11 protein-coding genes are annotated in these 13,843 nt (G+C 50.5%); 3 read left to right on the plus strand and 8 right to left on the minus strand.

From position 1 onward, the window contains the following. Positions 1–32: 32 nt before the first annotated feature. Positions 33–1,052, minus strand: coding sequence for an endonuclease/exonuclease/phosphatase family protein (locus H6624_00350; protein ID MCB9082757.1), 1,020 nt, complete (start codon positions 1,050–1,052; stop codon positions 33–35). A 94-nt stretch (positions 1,053–1,146) separates the two neighbouring features. Here H6624_00350 and H6624_00355 point away from each other — a divergent pair, with 94 nt between their 5' ends. Beyond that, positions 1,147–2,715 (plus strand): leucyl aminopeptidase family protein, encoded by a 1,569-nt coding sequence (locus tag H6624_00355; protein MCB9082758.1) that lies wholly within the window; start codon positions 1,147–1,149, stop codon positions 2,713–2,715. Between the two features lie 8 nt (positions 2,716–2,723). Here the strand turns inward: H6624_00355 and H6624_00360 are convergent, their stop codons facing one another. Next, positions 2,724–2,984, minus strand: a complete 261-nt coding sequence (locus tag H6624_00360) for a peptidylprolyl isomerase (protein MCB9082759.1) — start codon at positions 2,982–2,984, stop codon at positions 2,724–2,726. A gap of 185 nt (positions 2,985–3,169) precedes the next feature. On the opposite strand from H6624_00360, the gene H6624_00365 reads away from it, so the two are divergent. Together H6624_00365 and H6624_00370 are read left to right on the plus strand one after the other, a co-directional pair. Then, the gene (locus H6624_00365) at positions 3,170–3,892 is read left to right on the plus strand and encodes a hypothetical protein (GenBank protein MCB9082760.1); all 723 of its coding nucleotides are present in this window, start codon (positions 3,170–3,172) and stop codon (positions 3,890–3,892) included. After that, complete coding sequence (locus tag H6624_00370) at positions 3,892–5,118, plus strand: alkaline phosphatase (protein MCB9082761.1); 1,227 nt, start codon at positions 3,892–3,894, stop codon at positions 5,116–5,118. Before H6624_00365 ends, H6624_00370 begins: the two co-directional genes overlap by 1 nt. Before the next feature lie 132 nt (positions 5,119–5,250). Here the strand turns inward: H6624_00370 and H6624_00375 are convergent, their stop codons facing one another. The 6 genes from H6624_00375 to H6624_00400 all read right to left on the minus strand — a co-directional run bounded on the left by H6624_00375 (position 5,251) and on the right by H6624_00400 (position 13,788). After that, positions 5,251–6,747, minus strand: coding sequence for a hypothetical protein (locus tag H6624_00375; protein MCB9082762.1), 1,497 nt, complete (start codon positions 6,745–6,747; stop codon positions 5,251–5,253). A gap of 454 nt (positions 6,748–7,201) precedes the next feature. Continuing rightward, entirely contained in the window at positions 7,202–8,788 is a 1,587-nt protein-coding gene (locus H6624_00380) for a VWA domain-containing protein (GenBank protein MCB9082763.1), read from the minus strand. Continuing rightward, positions 8,785–9,738: a hypothetical protein gene (locus tag H6624_00385; protein MCB9082764.1), complete on the minus strand. Its 954-nt coding sequence runs from the start codon at positions 9,736–9,738 to the stop codon at positions 8,785–8,787. The genes H6624_00380 and H6624_00385 overlap by 4 nt, the downstream gene beginning before the upstream one ends. A gap of 307 nt (positions 9,739–10,045) precedes the next feature. After that, positions 10,046–11,437, minus strand: coding sequence for a hypothetical protein (locus tag H6624_00390; protein ID MCB9082765.1), 1,392 nt, complete (start codon positions 11,435–11,437; stop codon positions 10,046–10,048). Between the two features lie 36 nt (positions 11,438–11,473). Further along, positions 11,474–12,079, minus strand: coding sequence for an ABC transporter substrate-binding protein (locus tag H6624_00395; protein ID MCB9082766.1), 606 nt, complete (start codon positions 12,077–12,079; stop codon positions 11,474–11,476). A gap of 200 nt (positions 12,080–12,279) precedes the next feature. Continuing rightward, a complete protein-coding gene (locus H6624_00400) occupies positions 12,280–13,788 on the minus strand; it encodes a hypothetical protein (GenBank protein MCB9082767.1) in 1,509 nt (502 codons plus the stop codon). Positions 13,789–13,843: the final 55 nt, after the last annotated feature.

Raw genomic sequence — 13,843 nt, forward strand, 5'->3', positions numbered from 1 at the left:
TGAAGAAAAACCCGCTGTCCTCAGCGGGTTTTTTATTTCCATTGCCGGTTCAGAGGATTGGCTAAGGTGGCGACTATGGGATAGTGGTCCGAGGGCAGCCCCCCCCTTTGCTCCAGGTTGGTTGGCAGAGGAAGAGTCATCCCCATATCCCCTTTGTAGCGATACACCAGTGACTCCTCGGGCTGGATAGCTGAGTGCAGCTGGGGGGAGAGAAAAAAGTAATCCAATTGCAGAAGGCGCACGCTGCCATCGCGGAAGAATTGCAGCTGGGTGGTTCGATCCTCCTCAGTGACTTCCTTTGCTGAGACGTCAAAGAGTTCCTGAAGGTCTGAGTCTGCGTAGATGGAGGCAAACTCGGTTTCACAGGCCTGTTTGTGAGCGATACCATTAAAATCTCCGCCTATGATGATGGGAACTTTGCCATCCATTTCCCTTTGGATTTCGCTGTAAATCTTCACCAAGGTTTTGAGCTCAGCTTCTCGTCGCCCCCGCCCCTGGGGATCCCAACCATCTGGGTCCAATTTGGATTTAAGATGCACCAAAAGACAAATGAGACGCGGAGAACCCTCACCCTTTTTGAATATCCGTAACTCCAAAACGTCTCGGGAGAAGTAATGGCTCGTGCGGCTGCTATGTTCCCTTTCATGCTCATAGAGGAAATCAATAGGCCGGTTTTTGTGGGAGATGAGGAGATATTGGACTTCCGGATCTTCCTTTACCAAATAGGCAAGGTCGATCCCCCGGTCGGAATTACCTTCAATAATCATTGGCCGGAATTGGCCGCCAAGGAAGTGGTGGTTGAAGTTTTTTAAAGACTCTTCTCCGCCAACTTCATTGAGCATGACAATGTCGGGGGACACTTCTTTGATTGTTTCGACCAGACTCCAGATTTTGCGCAGGCTTTTGTTGGCGGTGGGAGCGGTGGAGCACTTTTGCCATTCCTCTTCAGTCATGCCTTCAAGGTTTTGTCCCTTGTAGCGGTCCATAAACACAAAGAGATTCTCTGCGTTGAGCTGCATAAAACGAAGCGATGCGCTAGACAGGAGAGACATAAAGAAAGTCTAAACAAAAGGGTCACTGATGTTGAGGGTTTTGTTGTCGAGGACGGGAGCCTGTGACATAAAAAGGGATCTCGGAGGCAGGCGCATGACCAAAAAAGCAGGAAAACGCAAATCGACAATGGATCCCTTAAACCCGGATTGGGTGAAAGGTCTGGTTGAAATTAAGAAGTCCTGGGTGGCTCAGGCCAACTTGGCGGCTCCCAAAAGTCCCGGGGGCTGGGCAAAGGTCATTGTTTGTCATGGGATCCAACTTGCTGCACTTAAGAAAGACCTTATGGATGTTCTCTCCCCATGGGATCTAAAGGACCTGGAGGGGAATGAGGCTACGGTTCTTCGGTACACAACGGCTGATGGTCCGTTGTGGCTCCTGCAGATTCCCACTCTCCCGAAGAAGAGCCCTAACCACCAAGGTTATTTGGAAACCTCAGTCTACACTCAAGCCCGGGATCTGGCCGGATTGGTATCTACTCTTGTTCAAGATCAGAAAGTGAAGGGCTTGCACATTGATTTTGTGGATTGGGAAGAGGAGATAGCTCTCGGCCTTTTGACTGGTCTGGAAGTGGCCACTTATCGCTTTCAACATGTGGTGAACGGCCGTTGGAGTCAGGCGGGAAAGCCGCTTGCATTGACGCGAAAAAAGGGAAAGGTAACGACCAAATTAGTCGAAAAGGCTGGGCATATGGCGGCAGCTATCAACCTCGCTCGCCACTTGGTTAATCTTCCTGCCAACTGGCTTCATCCGGAATCTTATGCTCAAGCCATGATTGAAGTGTTTCGCGGTGAAAAGAACGTCAAAGTTGAAGTGTGGGATGAGCCTCGTCTGCAGAAGGAAAAGATGGGATTGCTGGAGGGAGTAGGTAAGGGTGCCGAGTTCGGACCTTGCCTGGTCCATGTCAGCTACCGCCCCAGCGGTGGTAGCAAAAAAGGCCGAGTGAAACCCTATGCCTTCGTCGGGAAAGGAATCACCTTTGACTCAGGGGGCTTGGATCTCAAGCCAGCATCCGCCATGAGATTGATGAAGAAGGATATGGGTGGTTCGGCGGCCGTGGCCGGTCTGGCTGTGTGGGCAGTGCTCAGTCAGGTGAACAAGCCCTGTGATTTTTATTTGAGTTTGGCGGAAAACGCAGTGTCAGGATCTGCTTTCCGACCGGGGGATGTTCTTAAAGGGCGCAACGGTAAGCTAGTGGAGATTCACAATACGGATGCTGAGGGACGGCTGGTTTTGGCCGATGCTTTGGATGTGGCGGTTCATCCGCCAAATGGAGACAAACCACGGGTAGTTGTTGATGTGTCCACCTTAACCGGCGCTATCAAAGCCGGTCTTGGCTTGGAAGTGGCGGGCCTGTTTTCCAACGATGACTCCGTCGCTGAAGGAATTCAACGGGCTTCGCAAAAGCGGGGAGATCTGTGTTGGCGAATGCCCCTTGTTCAATCCTATCATCGGGCCTTGTCGACCCCCTTCGGTGATCGTATGAATTGCACCGAGGGTTACGGTGGTGCGGTAACCGCTGCTTTGTTTTTAGAAACCTATGTGGGCGATGTGCCCTGGGCTCATTTGGACATCTATGCTTGGCAGGATCGATCAGAAGGGGCGCTGACCGAACCCGGGGGCAGTGGCCAGATGGTGCAATGCTTGGCGGAGTGGTTGTCTTAAGGGTCAGGCTAAATCCGCTGGATGATGTGAAATCCAAAGCGAGTACGCACTGGCCCGCTGGTTTCACCGGCCTTTAAGGCAAAGGCGGCTTCCTCAAAGGGTTCCAGCATTTGTCCCTTGCGGACTTCGCCCAGATCCCCGCCCTTTTCGCCTGAGGGACATTTGGAAAAGGTGGCCGCAAGTTGCCCAAACTCCGAACCTTCTTCCAGCTTGCGCAGAATATCCTTAGCTTCGTACTCGTGGTCGACCAAAATATGGCGAATGCGAATGTTTGGCACTTGGATCCCCCTTCTCCTAAAAACAAGGATAATAGAAGTTATGGGGCCTGGGGAGTGAAAACTGACCTAGGTCCTGATTGAGCAGGAGTTCCCTGACCTTTTTCCTCCCATTCCGTAGACTTAAACGGAGGATAGAAGGCCAAATCCGCATTCTTTTATTTGGAAAAGGGGAGAGTATGGCGAAGCTGGTTCAAAATCGAATTCTGGCTGTCCTGGCCATGGGGCTTATTTCCGCGTTGGCGACGAATACAGCCGAGGCCCAATTTTTCCAAGGCTTCGAAGCTCAGGCGGGAATGGAGTTCCCCATGAGTATGCAGGTGAGGGCGAGAACCAACTTCCCACAGAATTGGTTTGGCGTTCTCGGTTTGGGTTTTTCCCCCGCCTTTTTGACCGATTCCTATTCGTCTTTAGCATCAGGAATCGGCATTCACGGAGAGAACACCGCGAAACTGGTGACCTCGGGAATTGCCAATAACATCTATATGGATGTGCGTGTAGGATACGAATTTGGGAGTGAGGAGAGTGGCCTCTACGTGGACTTTGGTTACAGTTTGAGTACAGGTAAGGGCGGATCCACCGACATGGACACCATTGAAGAGTCCCTCGATCGGGACTTCTTTGGCATTGCTCAGACGGCCAAACCTGATATTAGCACATCCATGCACAGTCTGACAGCTCACGTGGGCTACACCAAACGACTGAGCAATAGTTTCTTTTTGGTTCTGGAGGCAGGTCTCATTAAGCCGATTAGTTCTTCGACTGAGGTGACGTTTGACTCCTTTGTGACTCCAGCCAATGAGGAGTTGGTGGACAAAGAGGTGGATGATTATCTTCAGGGAGTGATCTCAGGGGAGATGTTTGTGCCGACCTTTGCGGCTTGGGTCTCTTACCTTTTCTAATGTCCAAGTGCTTACTGGCAATCTATCTTTTTATTTCTGTCTCGTGTCTCGCCGGTGCTGAAGGCATCTCAAAGGCAAAAAATGCAATTCTGTTTATTGGCGATGGCATGGGGCCGACTGTGCTTCAGGCGACCCGTCTTCAGTTTAAAGGGGTGAGGGGATCCTTACCCATTGATCGCTTTCCCCACGTTGCCAAAGTGAAAACCTACTGTCGGGATAAAATCGTCACCGACTCGGGGGCGGGAGCCTCGGCCATGGCCACGGGCCAAAAAGTTCCCTATTCGACTCTCAGTACGAGGCTCCCAAAGGACTTCCAGCTAGCTGAAACCGATGAGGCTATTCGTCAGCACCAAGGCGAACCAATTCCAACCCTGGTGGAATTGGCTGCAGCCAAAGGCAAGCGTACTGGTTTGGTCACGACCACTGAGGTTTTTGATGCCACTCCGGCCGCCTTCTACGCACACGTGAGTCACCGCAAGAATTTCGCTAAGATCTTCTCTGATCTAGCCGTGAGCCCCTTGCATTTGCTTATGGGTGGTGGCTGGTTGGAAGTGAGTCGACACCAGAAGGAATTGGCTGAAACCTTGAAATTGATGAAAGGTCTTTCGGGCGTCAGGCGAAAGTGCCGCAAGAACCGTGTCATTGGGGTGTTTGCTGACGAGGATCTTCCTTCGGCCCTGGTGACCAAAGGTAAGGGCAAGCTGAGTCTTCCACGATTGACCGAGGTAGCCATTGATTGCCTTCAAGCCGAAGGTGGATTTTTTCTCATGATCGAAAACGAAGAGGTGGATCAGACTCTTCATTTGCGCAAAATTCCCGCCGCCCTCCACGCCACCTATGAACTCAATCTAGCAGTGGAGAAGGCCATTGAGGTGCTTAAGAAAAAGGGACTGTTAGAGGAGACTCTGATTCTTTTCACCGCAGATCATGATACAGGTGGCTTGGCGGTCAACGGACCTGTTCCTGACGAGGGCATCTGGAATCAAAAGATGGAAATCCACAGTTCCAAAGGCTCGGGAAGTTATAGAGGACCTGAGTACAAGGTGGCGCGTATGTCCACCGACCGGGACACGTGGCCAGAGGGCATCAGCCCTCTCAACCTCAAGACCAGCCACACCGCTGCGGATGTGGACCTCTACGCGCGTGGCCCAGGCGCGGAGCAGGTTCACGGTGTGATGGAGAACACCCAAATCTTTAACATCATCAAATCTGCACTAGAACTCTAGAGTGAGAAGGCAAAAAAAAGTCCCTTCCGGTGAGAAGGGACTGTCAACGCTAAGAGTTTCCTCCGGTGTGATTTGGGTTGGGTAAGATGAGTTGCTTGGGTTGAGAAATCAAATTACCACTCGATCAACACATCATTGTGGAGTAGGAGGGATACCTCCGCCACCACCGCCGCCGCCACCAATACATTGGTCTTGCGGAGCAACTTCACAGAAGAACTTACCATTGTTGGCAGCTACAGCTGAGCCAGTTGCTGTGTTGGTCAGACTCGGGCAGTTGAACTCGCCGTACAGCACTGTGGCTGCAGCAGGCTTGAACTCCACTCGATCTGTGTTTGTGCTACAAGGTACAACCGCTTGGCCGCGCTCGATGGTGATTTCCACCGTACAAGCTTGGTCGAGGCGATTGTAGTTCTCTTTTACAATACCATCATCCCCAGCAGACACTTTGTAGAGGCCGTTGTTGAGGCTAACGCCGTCGGAGCTGCTGTTGTAGGTCTGAGTTGCCTGTCCGCCATTGTCAGGGATGTTGGCAATTTTTATCTCCATTCCATGGATGAACTCGTTGGCGTAGTCGATGCGTGACCCGCCTTGGTACCAGTTCAAACCTTGGATTGTAAAGCGAGCTTTAGAAGCCACTTTCTTAAAGTCATAAGTACAGATCACACGCTTAGGATTGTCTCCAGGGTACTGAGTGGCCAGGTAAGGGCCATTGGTACGCTGATTAAGAGACAGAGCTGAAGGCTCAGTTCCCAGCAGGTCAATGTCCGACTGCAAGTAGTAGTAAGGCTTCTTCTCAGCTTGGGCCGAAGCATTGCGTGCAATGTTCGCCATTTCGTCTGGCATTTCGATCAGAGCCGTATTGGACTCAAGGTTACATCCGTTACGAACCCGTAAGAAGGCCATTCTGGTGTGTGAGCCAGCTGAAGCAAAGATGCTATATACATTAGATGCGGTGGCGGCGTCCATCCAGATCGAGTTGTTGGTGTCTGTCATCGGGAAGGGATCAAACACGCCATCACCGTTAAAGTCCCAGGCATATTGGAAGTCACTTCCGCCAGTTACAGCACCTGCTGCCGAGAAATTATAGAAGTTGTGCTTACCAGCTGTGCTGATGCTCACATCGGCCGGATCGATCACAGGAGTCGCTCCGTTGGCACATTGTGAGTCAACGGCGAAGGTCTTAATCGTCGATAGACCGTCTTCGTCGTCAGCCTTAATGGCCATGGGCTTGCGACCAGCTTCCAGTACAATGCTACCCGAGAGGGCTTGCCAGTCTGGATTTTCTGGATCGTAATCGGTGTCGATTGAGAACTTCACCGACGAAGCATTTTCGTCTGAAGTACCAGAGCAATCAACAGAGAGTGTATCACCTTCAGTCGGATATCCGTTGAAGAAGGTGTCCTTCTCGCCGATGGTGTCAACTGTTCGCACTTGCGAAGAATTAGCCATGTTGGTGAGTTGACAACTAATCTTAGGAGCCTGGTTGGTAATACCTGGATCCAGATTGTCATTATTATTAGATGAGTTGCCACTGCTCCCATTCAAGTTGGAAGACTTGAAGCTCGAGTCGCATCCTGTTGCGAGAGCGGCGGCCAGCATACATATGAATAGAAGCGTACGGTTTTTCACTGTTCCCCCAATCGGGCCTCCTGGCCCTTTAAAATACCCACAGATAAGATGTGCAAAGGGAGGGCCATAAGGAAAACCGGCGGTGAGCAATACCTTCGATTTCGAGCGTCGAGTTTGCTGACAGTGTCTAGTTTTCTGATCGATCTCATTTTTAGAAGAGGACAATTCTGTCGGAATAATAGTCAATTTCGAGACACAGGCCTCTCTCATTTGCTCTACAAGGTCGCGAACTTTCTCCGCTTTCTCAAGGTGAGACGCAATTCCCAAAGAACTGTCAATCAGACGAACAGCCCCTTTTCCCCTGGGCCTGTTGGGCTGGGCATCCTTAGAGGTGCCGGGTTTCTTCTGGTACCTTTTGATCCAAAAAAAAGCCTCCAGAGATTTCTGGAGGCCGGGTTTGGTTGGTTTGGTTGGGTTGGTTTGGTTGGGTCAATCTAAAACAGAACCACCTCGATTACTTAAAGTCTGCATCGGTGAAGTAGACAGCGCCACCCACCATTTGCTTCTCAGCGGTTCTCATAATTCGTTTTTCGTCCAGCGTCTTGGTGTTCTCCATGATGTAAATGCGGATGGTGTCCCAGTTGGTTCGTGTGACCATATCAGAAACATTGAAGTGATAGCAGTCTTGGTCTGGTGTAGAACTCACGAGCCCACCCTGATAGATCAATCTCTTATGCCCAGGTACGTTGTCGTTGTGAATCCGGGCTGGAGTGTTGTACTTCAATTCCTGATAGTCATTGATGCCATCATAGTCCGGGTCCAAATAGCCGGCATTGGACGATTCGTTCATTTTGACGCCGTTTTTAAATGCCAGGTCGTCAGGAATATAGTCATAGTTGGTGTCTGGCTCTTCATAGTCAGTATCCAAAAGTTTCTCTTCACAGTCGTTCAGGAAGTCGTTATCCCTGTCGTCATATTTAGTAGCTGAAGGCGACGGCAGTTCAAGTGAGCGACAGGTGGTGTAGGGATCAGCTCCCACTGGGCTGCAATCCGCATTCTTACATGGGCTCACGCCCCCGGAAATCCGATACTCCACACCATCGCCGACCTCATTGCCATCCGAATCGTACTTGTTCGGATCTGATCCTAAGATCAACTCAAACTCATCGGCCAAGCCGTCTCGGTCAGAATCCTCCTGGAGAATATTGTCATGCCAGACCGTATTGACATTGGTGACCCATATCTCCTTTACATCAAATTTGGAGATACGCAGTGGAATGGCAAAGCGGCTAAAGTCAATTGTTTGTCCGGCTGCAAACTCAAGGAAGTCTCCATTGCCTTCAAGTGACATATTGTTGAGTAGAGTTCGAGCGGCGGCACTGGCAGGTTCTTCAAAGTAGTAAGCCGTATTGACTTGTATGCCCTCGACCAACTTTTTCTCTTCCTCTTCCATAGCTGCAATAGCGCGGATGCGGTTGAGAATGGCATCAGATGCCTGGGTGTTACCGTTAACAATTGGCTCACCGTCACTCACGAAGAACAGCACATAGTTAGAGCTGATCACTGGGTCTTGGGTTTTTGCCGCAGCGATATCCCGGCGGATCATGTCAGTTACTTGATCCAAAGCACTCATATAGTTGGTCCAGCCACCGTCGATCTGCTGTGTGCGGTTTTTCTGGTTGACCACAAAGTTCATGAAGGCAGCTTTATCGTTGGTGAAGTCCTGAAAGTTGGGATTACCAAGCACCTGGTTGGCAAAGCTCACCATGGACCAGTAAACATAAGGGTCAGATTGAAACTGCTGAACGAACTGAATGATAGCGTCAAATCGGCGAATTCCGTTAGGGTCCGTGCCAGGCAGTGCAGTGTTGTCCGGAGCGTAGCGAACCTGGTTGGAGCCTGAGCGGTCTAAGACGAAGATGAACTTCAGATTACTACGAATAGTGTCAGACTTGGTGGTGCAAAGATCCACCCCGATCTGAGTGGCTTTGTAGAGCATGTACTCGCCTTCTTTGAGGCGGACATCGCTACAAGCTTGCCCGAAGACACCGTTTAGTAGCAGAAGGCCAAGAATAATTACGACCAATCCTTGGATTCTCATATGGGCTCCTCTGTATCGTCTTCAAGGACAAGCGGAATATTCACGCCATCGACCACTTGACCTTGGATGCCATTGTCAATCACAGCACGTGATTTGTCCTGAATGCCACGGGGGATGAGGACCTTCAAAGTCGAGATCCTGGTGATATCCCCTTGGCCAGGAATGGTGTTGTTTTCAACAGCCATCACGTGGATGAGGTTTCCGTTTGAAACGTCCATAACAGGAATATTGGAGATACGAACGTTGTAGCAGTCCTGACTTCCATTATAGAACGTTTCCACATCATATTTATATGCTTTAGAATTGATCAGCTCATTATTGGTGAAGCGATGGGGAAGGTTGGCCTTCAGCTCCTGCATCACAGTGAGACCGTCCTGATCGTAGTCAGTGATGACATCCATGGGGTCGCTTGGATTTGTTCCAAATCGATACTCGATGCCATCAGGAACACCATCATTGTCCGAATCCGGCTTGGTGTAATCAGTGCGCAGAACATCCTCAGCGCAATCAGGCAGACCATCATCATCGGTGTCTTGTGTGGCCTGTGCACAGGAGCTCAACCGGACCTGATTGTCCTTGTCGTAGCCAATGGCATACATCAAGAAGTCAGAGTACCCGTCACCGTTGGTGTCCCAGAGTCCCCAGCCTATGTTAAAGGTGTCAATCACGTCTTGTTCCTTTTCAAATTCATCGCTTAAGCCGTCACGATCATAGTCAGAGATGTGGTAATACAAGTGCTCGTAGGCTTCGATTTTTAGCTGGCTTGATGAATTAAAGGAGAAGATCTCAGTGAACCGGTATCCATCGGTCGGGCAGTAGTTCTTAATATAGACGGCCGTGGTCTTTTGGGGGATGGGCTTAGGCCCTGCCACCAAACGAGGATCGGAGCAGCTGCTAAGCCACATCCAAACCACGACAATAACATTAAGACGCCCCAGTAATTTCCCCATAAAATTTACCAAACCCCCACTGATCACTTTTGCAAAGGTAGGGCCACAGCAAAATCACCTCATCTCGAAATCACCGATGGCTCGCTTGTATAGTTTGATGACAGTGTAGAGTGGAGTTGACGTACCAAAACGAGGTCCCGACTTGAAACGTGTCAATTAGAGAGACAGAGGTGAGGAAAAAGTCAGTCAAATCAAGAGTGTCGATAACGCCCCGGGGTGATCTTGCCGTCTCAAAATGTAGACACTAGATAGCGCGAGACGCGTGTGCCGCAGTCCGCATGCACAGAGATTGGTCGGTGCTATTTGTTTAAACTTGAAACATCTTTTTGGTTTCAATCAACTGGGCGACTTGATTTGGGACAAGGTTTTTCCAGCTCGGATCGCCGTCTTCCATGGATTGGCGAACTTGCTCGGAGTGAATGCTGGTATCGATATCATCACAACCAGCCATATCAATGATTCGGCCATTATCGGTAAGGTGACAAAACAAATGGAAGTACTGGGGAGAAGGATGAAAGGCACCAGCCGTCAGACAAAGAGTATCAGATTTAAACGGGTACACCAAAAAACCAGTCTTTTCATCAAACAGGCGTCCCATCCCCTCCATGAGTCCTCCCGAGAGGGAAGAGTAGAATTCGGGGTGGAAGATTTTCTCCACATGGGAGGCGCCAATCACGAATCCAATCACGTTTTGGGTGCAGCTGCGTAGGAATCTCTTAAGTTCATAAAACATGGGGTAACGGGAGATTAAGACCGGGTAACCAAGCAGTGTGAGGGTTTCGATGCGATTGAGAAAATCCTGGCGGTCGACTTCGCCCCCTTTCGACAATAGGCTCTTTAGGGAGATCTCCATAATCGGCATTGGTTCCTGCCCTTGAAGGTCGCCCAACAGGTGGACTTGGCTCACGCCGCGATTAAGGATTTCCACGTTGATTTTGGTCACCGGGCGGAACGTGCCTCTTTGCACAACCAAGGGCTTTTGGTAAAGGGAGTCGGCCGCCTGCAAAACCTCACCTTGAGGGCCAAACAGGACTGCCTTAGAGAGTCCTTGTTCAACTAACTCGATGCCTACGAGTCGGTTGTCCACATGCTCAAGATCCGGTCCTGAAAACTTGAGCAGGTCAATTTCCATGCGGTGAGAGCCAAGGTTGTCAGCGAGTTCGCCAACAAAGCGGGAGGGACCATCCAATTGGTTAAAAGCCGCATAGATGAGATTAACCCCTAGAATGCCCAAAGCGGTCTGTTGGTCCAGGCGCATCTGATCCAGCATATTGACATGCAAAACAACGTCGTTCGTCGGACCACCCGGGCGGATTTGAAAGCGAACCCCCATCCAACCGTGACAACGGGGACCGTCTTGCTGACTGCTGGTGGCGACGGTGTCGGCGAAAGCGAAAAAGCAGGTCTCATGCCCCCTTTGTTCCCGCAGACGGCCCTCTAGTAAATCAAACTCATGCTCGAGCATCTTTAGCAGGCGTTCTTCACAGACGTATCGTCCCGCCTTGCCATAGATCTCATCGCTGATGGTCATGTCGTAGGCCGACATGGTTTTGGCAATGGTATGAGAGGCCCTACCAGCCTTAAAAAAATGCCGAGCCACTTCCTGTCCGGCGCCGATTTCAGCAAAAGCACCGTAAATGGAGTCATTCAGATTAATAGTGAGAGCTTTTCGCGTGGTGGTGAGTTCATCGGCGGCCATAAGAAAATCATAACGGCCGCCTGATATTGAAGTCAATCAAGGGCAGGGAGTGGATTTCTCGGCCATTTCCACTGCCAAATCCGCTACGGGATCTTTGGAGCCAGCTCTTCTTAGGCGACGCAGATCATGTTGGACGTTAGATCGTCGGCTCAGCAACATACTAAGGCCTTCAATCGTCGCATTGCGGACCAGAAATCCGCCGGATTCTGCCGGCACCAGGGTAAAGATCACGTTGTAAGGAATGCTGGCTTGCAAGACCGTGTGCACGTCGACTGATTTCTCATCCTCAAAGATTCGTTTGATTTCAGTGGTAAAGTTTTTGAGCTCATAAATGGAACGAAAGCTCTGAACCACAGATTGGGGGATAATGGCGTAAAAGGCCTCAAGACTGTCAGTTGGAGCGTTTTTGCGGAAGGCACCCAGAAGGGTGTTACCAATGCCTTCAATATCCATGTTTGTACGAATCATTTGGCACAGGCGCCCATGAAGGACTTCGGGAGCATCTGTCGAAGAAGATATAGAGGCCAGGCCATTGGCAAGGGCCAGGACCTTGGCTTCAGGGGTTTCTTCAGCTCCTGACTGAACACTGGCTAAACCCATCAACAGACCTAAAATAGAACATTTCACCCAACGCAGACCCATCTTCGACTCCCTAAAAATTGGTTAACCCCGGTTTATGGCCGCCATAAGAAGCAAATGGGATACCAATTTGGAACCACGTCCAAGTGGCTTAGATGGCGCTATAGACAAAAAGAGCCCCGCCATCAGGCAGGGCTCTTGAAAGATTTCCACGCAGCATCTGAACCATCGACAATAGCCAGATGTGTCAATCCATCTTTCCTCTACTGAGGCACGGGGGGGATCCCGCCGCCTCCGCCACCGCCACCACCACCTCCGATGCACTGGTTTTGCGGGGCAACTTCACAGAAAAACTTGCCATTATTCGCACCCACCGCCGTACCGGTGAGGGAATTGGTCAAGCTTGGACAATTGAATTCACCATAGATCACGGTTGCAGAAGATGGAGTGAACTCCACCTGTCCCGTATTGGTCGTACAGGGAGTGACAGCCTGGCCGCGCTCAACTGTAATTTCCACTGAGCAGGCCGTATCGATTCGGTTGTAGTTTTCTTTGACGATGCCATCATCTCCTGCCGAGACCTTATAGAGTGCCTTGTTAAGTAGAACCCCGTGGTCGCCGCTGGTATAGGTCTGGGGAGCTGAGCCGCCATTATCCGGAATATTGGCAATGCCGATTTCCATGCCATGAATAAACTCGTTGGCATAATCAATGGCATTCCCACCTTGGTACCAGTTCAAACCTTGAATGGTGAAGCGAGCCTTGTTCGCCACCTTCTTAAAGTCATAGGAGCAGAGCACCCTTTTTGGGTTGTCCCCCGGGTACCAGGTCGCAAGATAGGGTCCGTTGGTTCTCTGGTTAATGGCAATGGCCGAAGGCTGGGTTCCAAGACGGTTGATGTCCGCCTGCAGGTAGTAATAGGGTTTCTTTTCCGCCTGAGATTCGGGAGTTCGTGCGATATTGGGAATCTCGTCAGGCATCTCGATGAAGGCCGTTAGGGACTCCAGGTTACACCCATTGCGAACCCTTAAAAAGGCCTGTCTACGGTGGTTCCCTGCCGAGGCGAAGATACTGTACACGTTTGAGGCAGATGGGGAGTTGATCCAAATTTTGCCATTGGTCGCTTTTAACGGAAAAGGGTCAAAGACGCCATCACCATTAAAATCCCAGGCGTATTGGAAGTCGCTGCCGCCGGTGACGGCTCCAGCTGCCGAGAAGTTGTAGTAATTGTGCTTGCCGGCTGTTGAAATAGTGACCTTCGTCGGGTCGACGACGGGTCGCTCGCCACTTTCACATTGAGCATCTACATTAAAGGTTTTAATTGTCACCAGGCCACCCTCGTCAACGGCCTTAATCGCCATTGAAGAGCGCCCAGGGCCAAGAACAATGCTGCCAGCCAGAGGTTTCCAGTCAGGATCTTCGGAGTCATAATCAGTGTCGATGGAGAATACCAGAGTGCTGGCGTTTTCATCGGCGGTGCCACTGCAATCCACAGAGATGGTATCGCCCTCGGTTGGGTAACCGTCAAAAAAGGTGTCTTTCTCACCAATCGTATCAACATTGCGGATCTGCAGGGTGTTGTTGAGATTGGTGAGGCGACAGGAAATCTTCGGTGCCTGATTGGTGATGCCGGGATTAAGATTGTCCGAATTGTTGGAAGAATTTGTCCCGATGGTGCCTTCAGGGCCATACCCCTGAAAGTTGGACTCGCACCCTAGGGTAAGAGCTAGAATCAGCAAAAGATAATATTTTAAAAGGTATTCCGTTTTCATTTTTTCCCCACTTTGTGTACCCACGCCTTCCCTGTAGTTTTTGCCCCTAACTGGG

The sequence above is a fragment of the Pseudobdellovibrionaceae bacterium genome (genome assembly GCA_020635075.1).
Lineage (GTDB): Bacteria > Bdellovibrionota > Bdellovibrionia > Bdellovibrionales > UBA1609 > JADZEO01.